The 20199-nt window shown below is 69.8% G+C and carries 17 protein-coding genes; 9 read left to right on the forward strand and 8 right to left on the reverse strand.

The genetic code is table 11. From position 1 onward, the window contains the following. Positions 1 to 31: 31 nt before the first annotated feature. On the forward strand, positions 32 to 3358 hold the full coding sequence (locus ABH935_RS36525) for a tetratricopeptide repeat protein (protein WP_370382542.1): 3327 nt from the start codon (positions 32 to 34) through the stop codon (positions 3356 to 3358). Positions 3359 to 3425: 67 nt separating this feature from the next. On the opposite strand, the gene ABH935_RS36530 is transcribed toward ABH935_RS36525, so the two are convergent. Together ABH935_RS36530 and ABH935_RS36535 are read right to left on the reverse strand one after the other, a co-directional pair. After that, positions 3426 to 4694 (reverse strand): alpha/beta fold hydrolase, encoded by a 1269-nt coding sequence (locus ABH935_RS36530; RefSeq protein ID WP_370382543.1) that lies wholly within the window; start codon positions 4692 to 4694, stop codon positions 3426 to 3428. 74 nt (positions 4695 to 4768) lie between these two features. Further along, the gene (locus ABH935_RS36535; protein ID WP_370382544.1) at positions 4769 to 5695 is read right to left on the reverse strand and encodes a DMT family transporter; all 927 of its coding nucleotides are present in this window, start codon (positions 5693 to 5695) and stop codon (positions 4769 to 4771) included. Between the two features lie 68 nt (positions 5696 to 5763). On the opposite strand from ABH935_RS36535, the gene ABH935_RS36540 reads away from it, so the two are divergent. The 4 genes from ABH935_RS36540 to ABH935_RS36555 all read left to right on the forward strand — a co-directional run bounded on the left by ABH935_RS36540 (position 5764) and on the right by ABH935_RS36555 (position 9170). Beyond that, positions 5764 to 6615 carry a LysR family transcriptional regulator gene (locus tag ABH935_RS36540; RefSeq protein WP_370382545.1) on the forward strand — a complete coding sequence of 284 codons (852 nt, stop codon included), beginning with the start codon at positions 5764 to 5766 and terminating at the stop codon, positions 6613 to 6615. A gap of 51 nt (positions 6616 to 6666) precedes the next feature. After that, entirely contained in the window at positions 6667 to 7305 is a 639-nt protein-coding gene (locus tag ABH935_RS36545) for an endonuclease/exonuclease/phosphatase family protein (RefSeq protein ID WP_370382546.1), read from the forward strand. A gap of 216 nt (positions 7306 to 7521) precedes the next feature. After that, positions 7522 to 8133: an AAA family ATPase gene (locus ABH935_RS36550; RefSeq protein WP_370382547.1), complete on the forward strand. Its 612-nt coding sequence runs from the start codon at positions 7522 to 7524 to the stop codon at positions 8131 to 8133. 134 nt (positions 8134 to 8267) lie between these two features. Further along, on the forward strand, positions 8268 to 9170 hold the full coding sequence (locus ABH935_RS36555; protein ID WP_370382548.1) for a DUF4253 domain-containing protein: 903 nt from the start codon (positions 8268 to 8270) through the stop codon (positions 9168 to 9170). Positions 9171 to 9296: 126 nt separating this feature from the next. Here ABH935_RS36555 and ABH935_RS36560 read toward each other — a convergent pair whose 3' ends face one another. The 3 genes from ABH935_RS36560 to ABH935_RS36570 all read right to left on the reverse strand — a co-directional run bounded on the left by ABH935_RS36560 (position 9297) and on the right by ABH935_RS36570 (position 11558). Next, positions 9297 to 9587 carry a hypothetical protein gene (locus ABH935_RS36560; protein WP_370382549.1) on the reverse strand — a complete coding sequence of 97 codons (291 nt, stop codon included), beginning with the start codon at positions 9585 to 9587 and terminating at the stop codon, positions 9297 to 9299. A 248-nt stretch (positions 9588 to 9835) separates the two neighbouring features. Continuing rightward, positions 9836 to 10555, reverse strand: a complete 720-nt coding sequence (locus tag ABH935_RS36565; protein WP_370382550.1) for an alpha/beta fold hydrolase — start codon at positions 10553 to 10555, stop codon at positions 9836 to 9838. Between the two features lie 427 nt (positions 10556 to 10982). Further along, on the reverse strand, positions 10983 to 11558 hold the full coding sequence (locus tag ABH935_RS36570; protein WP_370382551.1) for an SMI1/KNR4 family protein: 576 nt from the start codon (positions 11556 to 11558) through the stop codon (positions 10983 to 10985). A gap of 725 nt (positions 11559 to 12283) precedes the next feature. Between ABH935_RS36570 and ABH935_RS36575 the strand changes: the two genes are divergently transcribed. Further along, positions 12284 to 13297: a hypothetical protein gene (locus ABH935_RS36575; protein WP_370382552.1), complete on the forward strand. Its 1014-nt coding sequence runs from the start codon at positions 12284 to 12286 to the stop codon at positions 13295 to 13297. Positions 13298 to 13461: 164 nt separating this feature from the next. Here ABH935_RS36575 and ABH935_RS36580 read toward each other — a convergent pair whose 3' ends face one another. Further along, on the reverse strand, positions 13462 to 15180 hold the full coding sequence (locus tag ABH935_RS36580; protein ID WP_370382553.1) for a ricin-type beta-trefoil lectin domain protein: 1719 nt from the start codon (positions 15178 to 15180) through the stop codon (positions 13462 to 13464). A gap of 204 nt (positions 15181 to 15384) precedes the next feature. On the opposite strand from ABH935_RS36580, the gene ABH935_RS36585 reads away from it, so the two are divergent. The 3 genes from ABH935_RS36585 to ABH935_RS36595 all read left to right on the forward strand — a co-directional run bounded on the left by ABH935_RS36585 (position 15385) and on the right by ABH935_RS36595 (position 18160). Further along, a complete protein-coding gene (locus ABH935_RS36585; protein ID WP_370382554.1) occupies positions 15385 to 16980 on the forward strand; it encodes a hypothetical protein in 1596 nt (531 codons plus the stop codon). 194 nt (positions 16981 to 17174) lie between these two features. After that, complete coding sequence (locus tag ABH935_RS36590; RefSeq protein ID WP_370382555.1) at positions 17175 to 17627, forward strand: carboxymuconolactone decarboxylase family protein; 453 nt, start codon at positions 17175 to 17177, stop codon at positions 17625 to 17627. Positions 17628 to 17752: 125 nt separating this feature from the next. Beyond that, positions 17753 to 18160 carry a VOC family protein gene (locus tag ABH935_RS36595; protein WP_370382556.1) on the forward strand — a complete coding sequence of 136 codons (408 nt, stop codon included), beginning with the start codon at positions 17753 to 17755 and terminating at the stop codon, positions 18158 to 18160. An 18-nt stretch (positions 18161 to 18178) separates the two neighbouring features. Here ABH935_RS36595 and ABH935_RS36600 read toward each other — a convergent pair whose 3' ends face one another. Both ABH935_RS36600 and trpS read right to left on the reverse strand, forming a co-directional pair. Further along, positions 18179 to 18742, reverse strand: coding sequence for a permease (locus ABH935_RS36600; protein ID WP_370382557.1), 564 nt, complete (start codon positions 18740 to 18742; stop codon positions 18179 to 18181). A gap of 164 nt (positions 18743 to 18906) precedes the next feature. Continuing rightward, positions 18907 to 20088 carry a tryptophan--tRNA ligase gene (trpS, locus tag ABH935_RS36605; RefSeq protein ID WP_370382558.1) on the reverse strand — a complete coding sequence of 394 codons (1182 nt, stop codon included), beginning with the start codon at positions 20086 to 20088 and terminating at the stop codon, positions 18907 to 18909. Positions 20089 to 20199: the final 111 nt, after the last annotated feature.

A 20199-nucleotide genomic window follows, 5' to 3' on the forward strand; every position in this document is an offset into this window, starting at 1 on the left:
CGCGGGGGCCTTGGTTCACAGAAGGGCGTTCGTGGTGGCTGTGGAGTTGCGCGTGCTCGGGCAGGTGGAGGTGCTCGTCGACGGGCACCGCGTGGACATCGGCCACGCCCGCCGGCAGAGCGTGATGGCGGTCATGGTGATCGACGCCAACCGGCCGATCGCCATCGACCAACTCGCCGAACGGGTCTGGGGCACCGCCCCCGCCGCCAAAGACCCGCGGGCCGTGCTGCGCACCTACCTGTGGCATCTGCGGCGGACCCTGGCCCCGGTAGCCGGCGTGGAACTGGTGCGCCAAGCCTCCGGCTACCGCCTCGACGTCGATGAGCGGTGCGTCGACCTGCATCGCTTCCGTAGGCTGCTGGCCAGCGCCCACAGCGAGGACAACGACGGCACCGCCGGGGACCTGATCGAGCAGGCACTCCGGCTGTGGCGCGCGGAGCCGTTCGCCGGCCTGGACTCCCCATGGCTCGACGCCGCCCGCCAAAACCTGATGCTGCAACGCCAAGCGGCCCGACTCGAACTCACCGACCACCACCTGCGCCGCGGCCGCCACTCGATGCTGCTGGCCGAACTCGCCGACCACGCCGCCGAACACCCCCTGGACGAGCGCATCACCGCGCAGCTGATGCTGGCCCTCTACCGCAGCGGCCGCGCCGATCAGGCCCTCGCACAGTACCGACGTGCGTGCCGGATCCTCGCCGACGAGCTCGGCACCGGCCCCTGCCCGGATCTGCAGCGGCTGCACCAGCAGATCCTGGCCGCCGACCCGCTCCTGGCCACGCCGATACCCGCCCGACCGTCCGACCACGTGCGCGCCACCGGCACTGCCGCCCGCGCCGCCTCGGCGCCGCTGCGTCAACTGCCGGCCGCGCCCCGGTTGTTCACCGGCCGGCACGAGCAGTTCAGGCTGCTGACGAACCTGGCCCGGCGCGCGCCGGGCCCGGAGGTGCCCGGGGCGGCAGTGCTGTGCGCGATCGACGGGATGGGCGGCGTCGGCAAGACCGCGCTTGCACTGCACGCCGCGCACCGGCTCGCCGAGCGGTTCCCGGACGGGCAGCTGTTCGTGGATCTGCGCGGTTTCACTCAGGGCGCCGTTCCGCGTACGGCGGATGACGCGCTGCTGGAGCTGCTCGGGGCTTTGGGGGTGGCGCCGGGTCAAGTCCCGGCGCAGGCCGATGCGCGCGCCGCGCTCTACCGGGAACGGCTGTCCGGCACGAGGACTCTGGTAGTGCTCGACAATGTCCGCGACGAGGCTCAGGTGCTGCCGTTGCTGCCTGCCAGCGGCGGCTGCATGGCGATTCTCACCAGCAGGCGGCGGCTCAAGGCTCTGGATGATGCGGTGCCGGTGCCTTTGGAGGCGCTGGCGCCGGGCGAGGCGGTGGCTCTGCTGCACAGATCGGCTCGCACGCACCTGGACCATCCGGCCCCGGCCGATGATGCCCGGTGGGAGCAGATCGCTGAGCTGTGCGGGCGTCTGCCGCTGGCGCTGGTGATCGCCGGGGCGCTGCTGCGCACCGGCGGGAAGGCCTGGGATCTGCAGCGCCTCACCGATCGGCTTTCGGCTCGTCGTTCCGGACAGGAGCTTGCCGGGTACACCGACGGATCGCGAAGTCTGGCGACGGTGTTCGACCTGTCGCACCAGAGCCTGGGGCGGGACGGGCAGCTGTTGTTCCGCCGCCTCGGGCTGCTCCCGGGATCGGAGCTCGACGCTTACGCGGCGGCCGCGCTGCTGGGCGTCGGGTTGGACGAGGCTGATCTGGTGGTGCAGCGCGTCGCTGAGGAGAGTCTGCTGATCGGTGTCGCTCCGGGGCGGTACCGCATCCACGACCTGGTGCGTGTGCATGCCCGCAGCCTGCTGACGATGCTGGAGTCCGGGGCGGAGCGCGACGCTGCCCGAGATCGGCTGCTGCGGTACTACGCGCACACGGCTCAGCGTGCTTCTCTGCTGGTCACCCGCCACCCGAGGCCCGTCCCGGACGGCCCGGTCCCGGTGCCGGCGCCGGCGCTGCTGGACCAGGAGGCGGCTCGGGCCTGGCTGCGTACCGAGTACCCCAACCTTGATGCCGCTTTCACCCACGCCCGGGCCGGCGGCCTCGACGCGCACGTCGTCGCGCTCTCCGCAGGTCTGGCCGAGATCCTGCACACAGACGGCCCCTGGAGCCACGCCCTCGAAATCCACCAAGCCGCCGCCGAGGCCGCCGAGCGCGGCAGGCACTACGCCGCACACGCTCTCGCCATCATGGACCTCGGGCGCGTGCAGTTCCTGACCGGGGATGTGACAGCGACCGGCGAGGCGGCAGCCAAGGCCTTGGAGATCTACCGCGAGGTCGGCAACGGTCTCGGCCAAGCCGATGCCCTGACCGGTCTCGGGCGCGTGCGGCTGATGGCCGGCGACTTCCCCGGCACCCTGGACGCCTACACGCAGGCCCTGGCGATCTACCAGGCGGCCGATCACCGGCTCGGCCAAGCCACCACCCTCATCGAGCTTGGACGCGCACGGCAACTGGCCGGAGACCATCAAGGGGCTATCGAAGCCTTTGCCCGGGCGCAGGAGTTCTACCGCGAAGCCGGCCGACAGGACGGCCAGGGGATCGCCCTCGACGAGCTTGGGCTGACCCTGTTCCTGACCGGCGACTACCCCGGCGCCGTCGAATCCACGACCCGCGCCCTGGAGATCTTCCGCGAGATCCACGGCCGCCTCGGCGAGGCCAACGCCCTGCACAACCTCGCGCGGGTGCGAGCCGCCACCGCCGACTACGGCGAAGCCGACGGCCTTCTCGCCCGGGCGCTGGAGATATACCGCAGCCTCGGCCACCGCCTCGGCGAGGCCAACGCCCTGAACAGCCTGGGAAAAGCCCGGGCGTCGGCCGGGAATCACGCCGGGGCCCGCGACGCCCAGAGCCGTGCCCTGGAAATCTACCGCCAGATCGGCAACCGCACCGGCGAAGCTGGAGCCCTGGTCAAGCTGGGGCAGCTGTGGCACGCCGCCGGTCAAGCCGCGCAGGCCGAGGACGCACTGACCCGCGCCCTGGAGTTCTACCGCACGGCCGGCAGCCGCAGCGACGAGGCCTGGGCACTCAACCACTACGCGGCCCTGCTCGCCACCACCGGCCAGCCCGGCCGCGCCCTCACCCTGTACCGGCAGGCGCTGGACGCGCATCGAGAACTGAACAAGCCCGACGACGCGGCGATCTCACTGGAGGGCATCGCCGGGCTTCTCATACCGGGTCAGGACCCCGTTGAAGGTGCCGCCCTGCTGGAGGAGGCTCTGGCGATCTACCGCCGGCTCGGACGGCTCGCGGACATCGACCGCGTCCAGCATCAGCTGCGTAGTCTCGGCGTCCCACCTCGGACGTGAGCGGCCGACCTGAGCGGGATCGGTGGCCGAATCGCAGCGGCCTGACTGCGGCGGCTTCACGGCAGCTTCAGATCTGGCCGCGCAGCATTCGCAGCAGGTGGTCCAGGACGCGTCCGCTGCTGACGCGGAGCCCGTCGTGCTCGTACTCGTTGGTCGCCCACAGCCGTAGGCCCCTGATGGTCTCAGCGGTCTGCAGCGAGTAGGTGGCGTCGACGTACATGTCGTCGAGGTAGACGGCGGCGGCTACGGGGACGTCGTTCGCGGCCAAGCGCTGAGGGTCGTAGAGGTCGGGCCAGTCCTCGCGGGCGGACAGCGCCTCGGCGGGCGCGCGCAGGGGCGCGAGGCAGGGTTGGTCGAACTGCCACGGGTAGGTCATCTCGCCGGTGAACAGTACCGGGTCGTCGCCGGCCAGCGGGGTGCGCGCGTCGAACTGGGGAAACTCGCCGCGCAGCCGCTCAGCTGCCCACCTCGTCGCTCCGGTGCTGCTCTGGGCGTAGCTGAGTTCATGCATGAGCGGGTTCAGGGGCAGTTGGGCGTAGCTGAGGAAAGCGGCGGCGCGGGCGAGGAAGCTGTCGGACAGCTCCGCTCCGGCCCAGGTGTCTTCGAGCAGGTAGTGCAGCACGTCCGCGCCGTCGCTCGTGCCGAGCATCAGCCCGAGCGACTGGAAGGCCTCGACGGTGAGCAAGGACCCGTCCGGCAGGGGCGCCGGGCGCTCGATCAGGTGCGCGGCGATGCGGCGGACCGAGGCGGCGTCCTGCGGGTACCGCCGATAGAAGGCGGTGTTCTTGCGGTGCACGCGCGGATAGGCGACGCGGTAGACCTCGTCGGCGGTGACGCGCAGACCGGGAAGGCCGCCGGTGATGATCGCCTCGCGCAGGCCCTCGGGCGCGAACGAGAGGTAGGTGACGGCGCACATGCCGCCGTAGCTCTGGCCGAGCACCGACCACGGTTCGTCGGTCAACGCGCGCCTGATCAGCTCCGCGTCGCGGACGATGGCGTCGGCGCGGAAATGGCCGAGGTAGTCGGCCTGCGCGGCCGCCTCGCCACGGGCCGGGAGCGTTTGGCGGGTGACCGGGGTGGAGCGGCCCGTGCCGCGCTGGTCGAGCAGCAGGACGCGGTAGTCGTCGAGTGCGCGGTCCAGCCAGGAGTCCCGGCCGACCGGACGCGGCGGCAGCATGCCGGGGCCGCCTTGCAGAAACAGCAGCCAGGGAAGCCGCTCGCGTTCGCGTCCGGCGGCCACCGCCTCGCGCGCGTAGACCTCGATGTGCTCGCCTTCTGGCTGATCATGGTCGAGGGGGACGGAGAAGAGATGGTCGGTCAGGGTGACACCGGGCATGGAAGGCTCCTTTGAAGCCGGCAACGGGTGATCTTGATACGGGCTACGGGATACGTTATGCACCGTTTGTGGCGTCAATCGCGCCTCGGCTGCGTGAGGATGCTGATGGCGTTGGCCGCGATGATCGCCGCGATGCTCAGCCAGGCGATCACATCGAGCTTCTGTCCCAGCACGAGCGCACCGACGACGGCGGCGAGCACCGGGTTGACGCTCATGAACAATCCGAACGCCTGAGCGGGAACGCGGCGCAGCGTGAACAGGTCCGCGAGGAACGGCACAGCGGAGGACAGGACTCCGGCCGCAACAGCGGCACCGACCGCCCCGGCGGAAAGCGTGTGGTGCACCGCGACGCCGGCTCCGAGGGGCAGGTAGACCAAGGCGGACAGCCCCGCTGCGGCGGCTGTGCCCTGCGCGCCGGGTATGCGCTGCCCGATGGAACGGTTGAGAAGGATGTACGAGGCCCAGCAGGCGGCCGCGAGCAGGGCGAGCCCCATGCCGAGGTAGTCGGCGGTGGGGCGGGGGCGCATCAAGGCGACGACTCCCGCCGCGGCGAGTACGGCGCAGCCCAGGTCCACGCGTCTGCGCGAGCCGGCCAGCGCGACCGTGAGGGGGCCGAGGAACTCCAGCGTGACCGCCTCGCCGAGTCCGATCCGGTCGATCGCGGTGTAGAGCGACAGGTTCACCACGCCGAAGACGGCCGCGAGCAGCAGCACCAGCCTCCATTGGTGCCAGGTGAAGGACCGAACGCGGGGCCGACCGACGGCGAGCAGCACCGCCGCCGCGACGTACTGGCGGATCGCGACGACGCCGACCGGGCCGAGCGCCGGGAAGGCCAGCGATCCGATCGCGGCGCCGAGCTGGGTCGAAAGGCCGCTGGCGAGCATTGTGCAGACCCCGGCCATGGGCACGGCGCCGGGGACGGTGCCGGGCACGGCGCCACGCTTCGTGGGCGCGGCGGCGCGGTCCGCGGGGCGAGTGGTGTGCGTGGGGGCTGCTGGCATGCGTCGATCCTGTGTCGCGCCGGACTGTGCGCAAAATGCATGGAGGACGTCGGCTATACGCTTTGGTTATGGATGTCGAGTTGCGTCAGCTGCGCTGCCTCATCGCGATCGTGGACGAGGGCACGTTCACCGACGCCGCGATCGCTCTGGGTGTCTCACAGGCTGCGGTCTCCCGCACGATTTCGGCGCTGGAGAAGCGTCTCGGCGTGCGGCTGCTGCGACGCACGTCCCGCGAAACCTCGCCGACCGCGGTCGGACTGCGCGTCGTGGCGCACGCCCGGCGGGTGCTGGCCGAGGTCGACAACCTGGTCCAGGAAGCGACATCGGGCCACGTCGAACTGCGCATCGGCCACGCCTGGTCGGCGCTGGGCCGACGCACACTCGCCTTCCAGCACCGGTGGCGGGAAGCGCACCCGGAGACGCAGATGCACCTGCTCCGCATCAACTCCCCGACCGCCGGCCTGGCCGAGGGCACCGCGGACCTCGCGGTCATCCGCCGGCCGCTGGAGGACCGCCGCTTCGAGAGCGCCATCGTGGGTCTGGAGACACGCTGGTGCGCGCTGGCCGCCTCCGACCCCCTGGTGCGGCGCCGCTCGGTGCGCCTGGCCGATCTGAGCAGCCGCGTTCTGCTCGTCGACCAGCGCACCGGAACGACCAGCGCGGATCTGTGGCCCGCCGACGCGCGCCCCGCGACCCAGGAGAGCCGCGACATCGACGACTGGCTCACGGTCATCGCCACCGGCCGCTGCGTGGGAGTCACCGCACAGTCCGTCGTCGACCAGTATCCCAGGCCCGGCATCGTCTACCTGCCGGTACGCGATGCCGAACCGGTCGCCGTACGACTGACTTGGTGGCGCGACGACCCCCACCCGGCGACCCGCAGCGTGCTGGAGCTTCTCACCGAGCTCTACAGCACCTGACAACACACTCGGGAGCACCCGCTCCTGGCGGCATCGGCGTTAGGGTGGCTCGTGATTTCCGTGGCGACCTGGAACATCCTGCACCGCGTCCACGCAGAGAACTGGGGCGAGGACACCCCGAGGCACTGGCCGGACGAGGCGAAGCGGATCGCCGCGATCACGGCACGGCTGATGGCGCGCGCCGAACAGGTCATCGCCCTCCAGGAAGTCAGCGGCGATCAACTCGCGGATCTGATTCGCGCCCTGCCCGCCGACCGTACGGTTCACGCCCTGCGCTACCCACGCGTCCCGAGCCCACGCCACGGAACGCCCCCGCTGGAGGACCTGAGCGAGCACCTGGTCCTGGTGGTGAAGGGCCCGGCTCGCCAGGTCGCCGCAGAGGCCTTCGACGACGATCCGGGCAAGGGACTGCTGGCCATCCACACCGGCGGCGCGATCGTCGTCGCCACTCACTTGAGCTCCGACCAACGGCGGGTCGGCCAGCTGGCCCGCCTGGCCGAACTGACGGCCGCCTCGGCGAACCCGGTTGTCCTGCTCGGCGATTTCAACTGCGACTCCGCCACCGTGTCAGCCGCTCTCGGCCCGGGATACGCCCTCGCGAACCTCCCGTCGGACGCACTACCCACCCGGCCGGACGGCGCGGGGCATCCCGGCCCAGACCATCGACCACATCGTCGTCCGCGGCGCTGATACGAGCGGCGCACAGGTCGAAGACGTCGGCGACCTTTCAGACCACAACCTGCTGCGGGCAGACGTGACGTCCGAAGGCGAAGGCCAAAGGTCCTTGTGAAGGGTTGCCCGACGCTGAAAAAAATCTTGTAGTTCTTCATCCAGGCGAAGGTGTGCTCCACCCGGGAGCGGACTCGTCCTGCCCCCCATCTCGGCCAGAGCAGAAATGGAAGACCGATGACTGAGGCTCCGTTATGCGTCGTCCTCACCGGCCCGTCCGCGGCTGGCAAGTCGACCCTCGCAGAAGCCATCCAGGAGCACTGGCAGGAGCCGCTGCTGCGGTTCGGGGTCGACGAGCTTTATCGAATGGTGCCGGGCCAGTGGGCCGGCGGCGTGAAGAACGCCCGGCACGCCTCCCGAGGGTTCACCTATCAGAATGTGGAGCACATGCCGGGGGCGCGGCGGATCGCCAACGGGCCCGATGCCCTGACCATGCTCTACGCAATGAACGCGGCGATCGTGGCGATGCTAGCCTCGGGCGTCGGAGTGGTGGTGGACGGCCAGGCCTTCGAGCCGGCCGTGAACGATGACCTGCAAGCCCGACTGCGCCGGCTGCGCGACGAGGGCACGGCGCGCGTCGCCGTCGTCGAGCTCACGGTGGCCGACGAGCAGCTCGCCGACCGGCAACGCCGCCACGCCCACCCGACCGGCCTGTCGCTGCACCAGAACACCCTCCCCAAACAGGCCAAGCACCCCGACCTGGTCGTCGAGACCACGGGCCTGACCGCCGCCGAGGTGGCCGACGTGGTCTGCGGGTGGCTTGACCAGGAGTACGCCGGACCTCGATGACCCGTCTCAGGCCCCGGCCTCCCGCCTCAGGCGAGGCGGGAGGCCGGGAACCGGGCGTCCGGCACGCGTCAGCCGTGGCGGATCAGCCCACTGACGTGTGTTCTGCCAGCCTCGCGAGATTCTATGCTCAAGCCATGGTCACGACGGCTTCTGGAGATTCTTGTCTCGCCGCACTCATCGACGAGCCTGACGGCGGTGTTCTGAGGCTTCCAGCAGGCCGCGTGATTCCGGACGATGAGGGCCCGGTGCTGTGGCTCAGCGATGACGAACCCGATGGTCAGACTGTGGCGCGGCTGCGGGCGAATCATGTCTCCAGCGGACTGTGGCCAGTGCTGATCGGCGACGATCCGAGTTGGGACACAACTCTTCGCCTCGTTGACGGAGAGCTGCTTCGTGAGATCGGGGTGCCGCCGTCGAAGCACCCGTGGGTCAGGCCGTTCTATCCCCTTCTTCGCGGAAGCCTGGGTAATCCACGGTGGCGGTGGTTCGAACCGCCGGAAGCGGAGACGTGGCTGGCCGACCGGTGGGCTGAGGAGGTTGCTCGTAACGAGGCCAACGACCACTGGGATCCGGAGGAACGGGTCTCAGCGCTGGCCCCGTCCGGGGCGGCGTGGCCGGGACTGGCCCCGGCCGCCGAAGCGCTTGGCGAACCACTGGCGATCGCCGACTGGCATGCGGCGATGATGCTGGAGGAGAACTGGTTGGGCCGGCCGCGCCTGGCACTGTTCGAAGGAGCGAGCAGCAGCGAAGCATTGGCAGCGGCCCGCTGGGCGCCAGCTGGGGAGGGCAACTTCCTGGCCCACATTCAGGTGCTTCAAAGCTGGGAGCAGCGTTTCGGCGCACGGGTCGTCGCGCTGAAGCCGGACACGCTCTACCTCAGTGTGTCCGCGCCCCCGGTGACGCCGGAACACGCCGTCCATGTGGCGTGCGAGCACCTGGCCTTTTGCCATGATGCGGTATGGCAGTGCAGCGACTCGTTCGAAGACCACGCCGAAGGGCTGATCGGGTCGCCATGCTGGGGGTTCTGGTGGGATTGATACCGCCTGAAGTGTCCTGTTAGAAGCTTTCCCGGGCGCGCCGCGTAGCAAGACACCACCGGCCCGAACGACAAGCTCCAGCATTTCCCGCGGCGGGCGGCCGCGGCAGCCGGGGCTCTGGCATCGCTATGCCTTGTAGCCACGCGAGAGTGGTCGGGTCTGATCGTCGTGTTCGTCGGCGAGTATGCGGTATACGCTGGCCACCGAGGGGTTCGTGCCCTTGTTCTTGCCGGAGAGGATGACCAACTTGCGGGCGATCTCGGGGACGGGGACGCCAGTGGCGTGCAGGGCTCGGGCGTAGTCGGCCATGTCGTGGTCCATGACACGGGGCCGTCCGCCATGACGTCCGCGCTCGCGGGCTGAAGCCTGCCCCTCCAGTGACTTCTCGCGAATGTACTCACGTTCGGACTCGGCCATGCTGGCGAAGAACGCGAACAGTGCCGCGCCGTGGCCCGACGGGTCCTAAGCTAGGGCCGGACTGGTTGTGAGAACACTGTTTTGCGAGGCGCGGACCATGGCGAATCCGCGTACGGCCGCCGGTTGCGTCCGCTTCGCAGAACTACTCGTGTGTGCGAACGCGATCAGGAACACTGCCAAGTTGCCCCGCTGAAGCGTAACGGCGATGGGTCGAGAAGACGCCGTACAAGAAGTCGAACAGCCATGCTCTACGACGATGCTGTGAGGAACGTCGCAACGAGGGTTCGGCGAGCTTCCGGGTGCTGGCCAAACCACTCGTCGAGTCCGTGGTCGGCGTCTGGGACGGCTTGTTTGGCGAACCAGGGGTTGGCACGCATGCTCTGCTCGATCAGCTCGGTCATGGCTGCGGGCACCTGCTCGTCGCACTCGGGCAGGAGCAGGAGCGTCTTCCCGCGGAACGCACTGAAAACCGCCAGGGCGGGACTGTCAGACCAGGTCTCGGAATCAGACAGGAGCTGGAGGAAGGACGGATCGCCGAAGGGCACCTCCCGCAGCGCGCGTGGGTAGACGGCGGGCGCGCCGAGGACGATGCCAGCAACGCGATCGCCGAGCGTCTCGATCAGGTCCGCGACGGTCTGGGCGCTCATGCTGAAACCCGCGAGAATCACAGGATGTTGTGCCGGTATGCAGGCTTCGATCAAAGCGGCGGCCTGGCCGCGACGACGAGCGAGCGTCAGGTCGGCGAAGTTGCCTGAGCTCTCGCCGTGGCCGGAGAAGTCAAGGCACAGCGTCCGGTAACCGCAGCCCGCGAAATCCCTCGCCAACGCCCGGTTCATGCTCTTGGTGCACCCGGATCCCGGCAGAATAACGACGTGTTCCTCTCTTGCGGTCGCCTGCTCTGATGCTATGTCGAAGTAGCTGAGCACCTCCTGCGATGCTGCAAGAGTCCCCTCCTCGATGACACTCATATCGTCCCCCGTCCCGGTAGGCCGGTCCAGCGTCGAGTGGCGGCGCCAAGGCCATGAACCAATATACGAACCCATCCCGACCAGCGGCATCACCTGACGGATCCGCCCAGGTAGGGACCGTGCGTCATCCGCAGCAGGGCCTTGACGTAGTCGTGGAAGCGCGCATGCTCCGCGGTTTCGGCGGTCACGCCGCCACCGTATCGGCGTGCTTGTCCAGTAGGCCGGTGTCCTGTCCCGATGTGCCTGGTCGGTAGTTATGCCCTTGACCTGGCGGCGACCGACTTGAGCGGGACGACTGGCTGAGACGTCGTCCCGCTCAAGTCGGTCACCTCAGCAAGATCTCTTTAGGTGTCGCGCTGAAAGTGGCCGTTCCGAATGCTCTGTGTCGCGCGGGTGGCCGCTGCGGCAAGATCTCTCCACGCATGCTTCAGCCGTTGCGACCGCGCCTCTGAGCTCGCACGCCGGGTGAGGTGAGTTCGAGGGCTCGGTTGTCCTGACCAGCTGCCATTTGATCGAGCCAGCGCTCATACCAGGCGAGGAAGTCGGCCGCTGAGGAGACGTTCGGGCCCCAGAAGCCGTCGCTGTTGCCCGTAAGGACGCGTCCGGTGAGCGGCCCTGAGATGCCCAGAAGGACCACATCGGAGCAGCCTGCCTCGATGATGTCGAGGAACAAGTCACCGTTGGCGCGGAGGGGGTCGACTTCGGTGAATCCCCGTGGTGCGTCCGGCTCTCCCTGCGCGTTCATTGTGTAGAAGGTGCAGCGCTCCAGGGGCAGCAGGCGGTAGAAGGGGGCTGCTCCGACGCTGCCGAGCGCGGTGAGGAAGTCGCGGAACGCGGGCGGCAGGTCGATACCGTTGTAGGCCTCGAATTGGGCGACTTGTTGCTGGGTGAGCGGTGGCGCAAGGCGGAAGTGGTGGTGTTCCTCGCCGAAGGAGTGGCTGCGATTCGCTAGGTAGGGAGCCTCGGCGAGCTTGCGCCGGATTCGGGGTATGCGGGGATCCACATCGACTCTTCTCTCGCGTTGGCCTGTAATGTATCGCTGACCTGCACCGTCAGGCGACGGCGTTTCAGCGCGGGGACACCGGCCCGGACGACCAACTTCAGCGGGGCCGAGCAACGAACACGGCCACCTTCACAGGGAATCAGCCAACTTCACGGGGACAGGACAGCCGGCTCGAGACCCGGCTCAGTGAGTTCTCAAGCTGACACTCGGGATGGGGTCTCTCCGCGTCGACACTCCGCATAACTTACATTATGCGGACACTGTTTCCTTGCATAGCATTACAGAGTTGCCTTGCATTGCAGGTATCGCAACGCAATGAAACTGTATTGCGCACAGCGGTGCGGAGTGGCGGTGTGGGAGGGAGGTGGGGGGTCCGGGAAGATGGGGGTGTGAGTGATGAGCTGAGTGCTGGGGCGCGGCCGTTGTGCAAGTTCGAGCGGTTGGGGCGGTGTTCGCGGCCTGTGAAGGAGACGCTGCCGGGTAGTCGGGGGCGGCGGCATGAGTACTGCGATGACCCTGGGCACAATGCTGTGACGTTCAATCGGGCGCGGAAGGCTGCGGCTCGGGCGGAGGCTGCTGCGGCTTCGGGGGCGGTGGGTGGTGGCGGTGTCGGTGCTGTCTTGGCTGGTGGTGTTGGGGGTGGCGGCTCGGTGGTGGGTGGCGTCGGGAGTGGTGCGGGCGGCGGCTTTGGTGGGGTGGGGGCCGGGGGTGGGCTCGGTGGGGGGATGCCGGTGACGGCGGCGCGCGCCGGGTTCGAGGCGTCCGGGGTGTCGGTGGCGGCGACGTTGCGGCAGTTGGGGGCGCAGGTCGACCTGTGGTTGGAGCGGGCTGAGGCGATTACGGATCCGGAGAATGTCGAGCGGCAGGTGCGCTCGGTGGAACTCGATGCCGCGGCGCGGGTGACGGCGGCGGAGCAGGTGGCTGCGGCGGAGGCTGCGCGGCGGGCGGAGGCGGAGGTTGCCGGGCAGGCCGCCAGTGCGCGCGCGGAGCAGGCTGCCGCTGATGCCGAGGTGGCCCGGGAGGCCCTGAACGCGGCGGTGGTCGCGCACGCCGAGCAGGAGCAGACCCTGCGTGCTGAGGCCGTGCGGGAGCTCGCGCAGGTCCGGGAGCAGGGTGAGGCTGCGGTCGTGGCGATGCGGGAGCAGGCGCGGCGGGAAGTGGAGGCGGCACGACGTGACGCCGCCGAAGCCGCCGAGCTGGCCGACCGGACCCGGGCGGAGGCCGCGTTGCAGCTGCAGGCGGCACGGGAGCAGGCCGAGCTGATGAGGCAGGCCGCTGACGCGCAGATCGCCGCGGCGGAAGGCAAGGCCGCGGCCTCAGCCGCTGAAGCGCAGGCCGTGACACAGCGTGCGGCGACGGAGCTGGAGGCGCTGCGGGCGGGGCTGACCGCGCAGGTACAGGCGGCCAAGGCCGATGCGGAATCCGCGCACGTCGGGCGGGTCGCAGAGGGCGAGCGTGCCGATCGGGAAGCCGCGGCCAGGCAGGCTGAGGCCGAACGTGCGGCGCGCGCCGAGGCCGCGGTGGAGGCGGCGGCCGTGCAGGTGGAACAGGTGACAGCACGGTGGCAGCAGGACGCGGCGGCCTTGGCGACGGAGCGGGAGGCGCGGCGCGAGGCGGAGTTGGCGGCGGCCTCGTTGCGTGGGGAGCTGGCGGCGGCTACTCGGGAGCGGGAAGGTGCAGCGGGGGCGCGGGTGCCCGGTGGACGCAGGGAAGAGGCGGATACCTCAGAAAAGAGCTGATAGCAGCAGAGAAAAGCTGATAGCGGCGATGGTTGATACCGCTGATGGCGCTGCAATGGATTGCTGCATGGGGCCGGGTGCCGGTGCGGCGTTGCTGAAGTGAAGGCGCGGCGGGGAGAAGGTCCCCCGCCGCGCCGTTGCATGTCAGTCCGAGCCGCTGCGCGTCAGTTCGGCAAAGCCCAGGCCTGATTGGCCTGGTGGCTCCCGCAAGTCCAGGTGTCCAGCTTCGTGCCGTCCGCACTGCCGCCACCGTAGACGTCCAGGCACAGGCCCGAGGCGTTGTTGGTGACCGTCCCGTCGGCCTGCGCCGTCCACAGCTGCGACGAACTGCTGGTGCAGCTGGAGATCACGACCGTGCTGCCCGCGCTGGTGCCGCCGGCGGTCAAGCACTTGCCCAGCGTCCGCACGCTCCCGTCGCCGGGTCGCGTCCACGACTGGTTGGCGTTGCCCGTGCACGTGTACAGGATCGTCGGCGTGCCGTCGGCCGTGTTACTGCCGGTGACGTCCATACACTTCGCACCGTTGCCGACGATCTCGCCGGTCGGCACCGCCGCGGCGCAGCCGGCCGAAGGCGTCAGGCGCCAGATGGCGGTGCCGTGCGCGGGGATCGTCGCCGTCAGGGTGCTGGTGGTGGAGGTGGCGCCGGTCCACAGGTTCTTCGCGCCGGCGGTGCAGCCGGGCAGGCCGACGGAGGCCAGCGTCGTGGACACCGTCCGGGGCGCCGAGCCGCGGTTCAGGACCGCGACGGCCCGGTCGCCGTTGGCCAGCGGCTTGGCCAGCACGTCGGTGCTGCCGTTGGTGGACACCACCCCGGCCTGGTGGCCCGCCGGGTCCTGGTCCAGGGCGATCAGGTCGGTGTTGCCGAGGGCGGCCAGGCCGTCGGTGCTGAGGTTCGCGACGTCGGAGGACAGGATCATCGGCGCGTTCATCATGGCCCACAGGGCGACCTGGCTGCGGGACTCATCGGCGGTCAGACCGGGGTCGCCGGCGATGAGGAAGTCCGGGTCGTTCCAGTTGCCGGGCTGGGCGTAGCGGGAGATCCAGCGGTTGTAGCCGTAGTTGGACATGACCGAGGACCAGCGGCCGGCCGAGGGGTTGGAGCTGTCGTAGGTGGCGATGTCGTAGCCTTCGCGCCACAGCTGACCGAGCCGGCCCACCCAGCCCAGGACGTCGAACCAGGTGGGATTGCCCCACTCGCCGCTCTGGAAGTACGCCGGAGCGGACTCGGAGAACACGATGGGACGGCCGGCGCCGGCCAGCGCGGTGGACTCGGCGCTGTAGGCGTCGTGGTACGCCTGCTCGGTGCTTTCACCGCCCGGGACGTAGACGTTGCAGCCGTCGAGCTTCAGGTAGTCCACGCCCCACGAGGCGAATGTCGCCGCGTCCTGCGCGAAGTGGTCGGCGCCGCCGCCCTGCGGCTGGCCGCTGCCGGGGTAGCCGCCGCAGGTGGAGGAACCGGCGTCCTCGTAGATGCCGAAGTTCAGGCCCTTGCCGTGCAGGTAGCTGCCGAGCCAGGCCATGCCGTGCGGGAACTTGGCGGAGTCGGCGACGAGGTGGCCCGCCGAGTCGCGGGAGGAGGCCATCCAGCAGTCGTCGACGGTCACGGTCTTGTAGCCCTTGGCAGCCAGGCCGCTGCTGACCAGGGCGTCGGCGTTGGCCACGACCACGGACTCGTCGACCGAGCACTGGTAGTGGGCCCAGTCGTTCCAGCCCATCGGGGGCGTGGCGGCCAGGGTGGCGGCGGTACTGGTGGTGGTAGTGGCGGTGTGCGGTGTCGGGTTCGGCGTCGCGTGAGCGATCCCGGATGTCAGGGGCAGTACGGCCAGGGCGCAGGACAGAGCGGCCGCGGCGAGCCGCCGGGGGCCGGAACGGGGTGACGACATGGTGCCTCCTTGCTGAATCTTGAAAGATCTGCGGGGCGCACGCCGTGCATCAATACACTGCGGATGCTCGAAACTGTCAAGGTTTCGCGGTTTCCGCGCAGATCCGGTCATCGACATCCAGCTGTTGATTCGGGGTCGTGGCACCGCCCCGCCCGGCACTAGGGTTGGGCACCGACGTATCGGACGAGCAGGGGAGTGGAGCAGGTGTCGTCGACGTCGGCGGTGGCGGTGCTGGCGCAGGGACTGCGGGAGCTACGCGACTTCGCGGAGGGGCCCGACGGTGAGGAGCTGCGGCAACGCACAGGACTCACGACCACGCAGATCGAGGCGGCGCTCGGCGGCGAACGGCTGCCGACGCGCGAGGTGACGCTGGCGCTGGTCGAGGCCTGGGAGGGGGATGTCGAGGCCTGGCGGGAGTACTGGGGGCAGATCTCGGAGCTCGCGCAGGACGACGACGGCGAGGGGCAGGCCCAGGGGGCCGCGACGCCCGCGCCGCCGGAGCCTTCGATCATCACGCCGAGGGAAGACCTGGACGGGGACGCCGCCGAGCGGGAGGCCGCCGGTTCCGAGACTGAGGCAGAAGCCAAGGCAGAGGCTGAGGCAGAAGCAGAGGTAGAGACAGAGACTGGCGACGAGGTAGACGCCCAGGCGGAGGCGGCGCGCGCCAGGTCGGCGGCTCGGGCGCAGCTTGAGGCGAACGCTCAGGCGGCGAAGGCGCATTCGGAGGCGATGGCTGCGGCGGCCGAGGCATCGGTGCGCGGCGAGAACGCGGACAGTGCGCAAGCGGACAGTGCGCAGGCGGCGCAGGCCGAAGGATCGGCCGCGCCGGAGACGGCGCCTGCGGAACAGAAAGCATCGGCCCAGTCAAAGTCGGAGGAGCAGGCATCGACGCAGGCGAAGCCAGCCGACGCGGCTGCGGCGCGCGCCGATGGCGTGGAACCGGCAGAGTCCAAGGCAGCGGCCGATGGCCAAAGTGCTGCGGATCCGGCCGAGTCGAAGATGGCTCCGAGGCCTGCTCAGGGCACCGGTGAAGCGTCGGCGCACGCCGCATCAGGGCCGGCGACCGTCCTGCAGCCGACCGCCGTCGTCCCGGGCAACGCGAACGCCCGCCCGCCGGCGAAGAAGAGCCTGCTGGCGCGCATAGGCGTCCCGGTCCTGCTGTTCGCGATAGGCGTGGGTGTGGGCGCGTTCGGCGACCATGCCCTGAACTCCAAGCAGGACTCGAAGAACACTTCCGCTTCGGTCCCGCCGGTGTCTGGCACGTCAAGGCCGTCACGCCCCACCGGCTCGGCGTCGTTGAGCGCGCCGACGACGCCTTCCGTCCCCAGCTACACGGCGAGCGGTTCCAGCTCGAATCCGACGGCGTCCGCGACGCCGACGAACGGTTCGACCTCCGCCACGTCGACCGTCGCGGCGGGCACCGTTCTCGGTACGTACGTCGGGATCCAGCTGGCGTCCGGCTACAGCGTCAACTTCCTGTCGGACCCGTACCATCCGGCGGCCGGGACGGCCAACGGCCCGGACACGATGGGCTTCTTCGCCGGCAGCTTCGTCGACGGCCGGTTCTACGCCGACCGCGTGGCGGTGCTGGATCAGACCGACACCGGCTCGTTCACCTCGTGTCTGAACGACACCCGCTACCAGCACGATGTACTGCTCTCGCAGTTGTCGACGAGCAGCAGCTTCTGCATCACGACCGGGACCGGGCATCTGGTGCTGGTGACGGTGCGCCGACTGCCCTCCAGCACGGACGCCAATCCGTACGCGGTGCTGGACGTGACGGTCTGGCAGGAGAACTAACCACCCCTTCGCGCCGCCCTGAGCAGCCGAACCAGTAGCGGAAACAGCCCACAGCGCCGGATGTGACCCAGGTCACATCCGGCGCTGTCACATTCCCCGGAGCCCAGGAGTCAGAGAAGCGAAGGACCAAGGGGGGCCAACAAGGGCCAACCTCCATGAAGCAGCATCTTTCGACTCATACAGGAGTTACCGAAGTGGAAGCTCGTATCCAGAACCCCGCCGTGATCCTCGACGCAAGCGGCGCGGTCCAGCAGCTCTACAAGGCCGTGAACAGCGGCGGCGTGGAGCCTGCGATCCTGGAGCTGGTGCACCTGCGCGCCAGTCAGATCAACGGCTGTGCGCCGTGCGTGTACTCCGGGATGGGGAACATGCGGCGGATGAAGGAGTCCGAGGAACGCATCGGCCTGGTGGCCGCGTGGCACGACGCGCCGTTCTACACCGACGAGGAGAAGGCGGCGCTGGCGCTGGCCGAGGCGGCGACGCGGCTGGCCGACAACCCCGAGGGCGTCAGCGACGCGGTGTGGGACGGTGCGGCGCAGTTCTTCGACGAGAAGCAGCTGGCCGCGATCGTGATGATGGTCGCGCTGACGAACCTGTTCAACCGGCTCAACCACGTCACGCGCCAGGTCGCCGGACAGGCCTGGTAAGGGCTCTGACGGATCGGCGCGCGCCGGGTCCCGGGTGTTTTGAAGCACTCGGGGACCCGGCGCGTTCGTTCGTCCGGTGCGGTAGCGTGCGGCGTCAACTCACACCTCGCCCCCAGGAGCGTCGCATGCCCGAGTTGTCCGGCTGGTCGCACGTGTCGTTCTCGGTCCGGGACCGCGACGCCAGCGTCGCCTTCTACACCGACGTGCTGGGCTTCAAGACCCTGGCCGTCACCGACCGGGCCGACTGGCGGCAGACGATCATGCTGCACCCGAACGGGATGTGTGTGGCGTTCCAGCAGCACACCGGCAACTCCGGGCAGATGTTCGACTACGCCGCCACCGGCCTGGACCACTTCGGGTTCGGGGTCGGCACGCCGCAGGAGCTGCTGGAGTGGATCGACCGGTTCGACGAGCTGGGCGTGGCGCACTCCCCGGTCCGGGACACCGACCTCGGGCAGTTCGTGTCCTTCGAGGACCCCGACGGGATCCAGCTGGAGCTGTTCTACAGCCCGTACGCCGCCAAGCAGGCCTGAGGCGTGATCAACCGGGCCTCAGACATCGGCAGGCTCCGGTGCGGGCGTCTTCGGCTTCTTCGGCACCTTGGGCGGGCGCCCCTTGCGCCGGAAGGCGATCACCAGCGTCACGAAGATCACCGCCGCGATCAGCGCGCCCACGGCGGTGGCGCCGCGGAACCCCGGCGCCTGCACGTCCATGGTGCGCTGGCCGGCGTGGGCGCCGCCGCCGGTGCCGATGGCCACGCCGAGCGTCATCAGGTTCGGCGCGGCCAGGATCACCGCCAGCACCAGCCACACGGCCCTGGTCTTCCAGCGCATCGACCGGCGCATCGTGAACCACAGCAGGCCCAGCGGCAGGACCGTGAACACGATGCCGAAGCAGATGCCCAGCAGCACCCCGGTGGAGAACGCGCCGTTCGAGGCGCCGCCGATGCGGTGCGACCACCAGCGCGGGATGTACGCCGCGGCGGCGAAGTAGCCGCCGACCAGGGCCACGATCACCAGGACGATCGCGATCACGCGGCGGGTGAAGTCGCGGCGGCCGCCCTCGGCGACAGGGGTGCCGGCCTGGGTGCCTTCGGATGCGTGCCGTGCCCTCATGAGTCCGATGCTGACACCGGGGGCGGCGGGACGCCTGCCGAGTAGTCCGGTCGTGGCTGGCGTGGCCGGCCGCGGACCGGCGCGCGCCACAGCGAACGGAACATGCGTTCGATCGCTGTGGCGCGCGCCGCCGAAGCGGCCGTCAGCACGCAGTCAGAACGCAGTCAGTACGCCATCCCCATCGCCTCCCGCACCTGCGCCAGCGTCGCCTCGGCCTCGACGGTGGCTCGCTCCGCGCCGCGCCGCAGGATCGCCGACAGGTATCCGCGCTCGCCCGCCAGCTGCTCGCGCCGGGCCCGGATCGGCCGCAGGTGCTCGTTCACCGCCTCGGTCGCGGCGCGCTTGAGCGCCGAGGCGCCGCCGGAGCCGATCTGCTCGGCCACCGCCTCCGGCTCCTCGCCGCGGCACAGCGCGGTGATCAGCAGCAGGTTCGACACCTCGGGGCGGTGCGCGGGGTCGAAGGTGATCAGCCGGTCGGCGTCGGTTTTGAAGCCCTTGATGATGGCGGCGGTCTCGTCAGCGGTGGCCTGCAGCGGGATGGTGTTGCCGTGGCTCTTGCTCATTTTGTGCCCGTCGCTGCCCAGCACGGACGGGGCGTCGGAGATCAGGGCTCGTGGTTCGGTGAACACCGGCGCGTAGCGGGTGTTGAACCGGCGCGCGACGGTACGGGTGACCTCCAGGTGCGGCAGCTGGTCCTTGCCGACCGGGACCAGGTCGGCGCGGCAGAACAGGATGTCGGCGGCCTGGTGCACCGGGTAGGTGAGCATCAGCGCGGACAGCGCGGGGCGGCCGGAGGCGGCGGCCTCGGCCTTGGTGGTGGGGTTGCGCTCCAGCTCCGGCACGGAGATCAGGGACATCAGCGGCAGCAGCAGCTGGTTCAGCGCCGGGACGGCGGAGTGCGCGAACACGGTGCTGCGGGCCGGGTCCAAGCCGACGGCCAGGTAGTCGGCGACCAGGCCGAGGGCGAAGTCGGCGATCCGGCCCGAGGCGTCGCGGTCGGTGATCACCTGGTAGTCGGCGACCAGGACGAACAGCTCGGCGCCGGCGTCCTGCAGCCGGACCCGATTGCGCAGCGAGCCCAGGTAGTGGCCCAGGTGCAGCGGGCCGGTGGGGCGGTCGCCGGTCAGGACCCTGATCTGGCGGGCGTCGCCGATCAGGTGCTCGGCCAGCTGGGCCTCGGTCAGGTACGCCGCGGGGTCGGTCTGCGTGCCGTCGGCATCGTTTGTGCCGTTTGTGTCGGCGAGGTTGCGGTTCGCTGACACCGAATGTGTGCCGTCGCTGTCACCAGAGGGAAAAACACGCGGCTGGTCGGAGGGATTGGTGGGTACGTCAAATGTGATGGTCATCGTCGTTCTCCTCGCGGGAATCTCACCGGGTCGGGGGTCCGCCGTCGTCGGCGTCCGGACCGCCCGGCCCCGTGCGCGGGGCGAGAACAACGAAGGCCGTCCGGATCGTCG

Source organism: Catenulispora sp. GAS73, from assembly GCF_041262085.1.
Classification (GTDB): domain Bacteria; phylum Actinomycetota; class Actinomycetes; order Streptomycetales; family Catenulisporaceae; genus Catenulispora.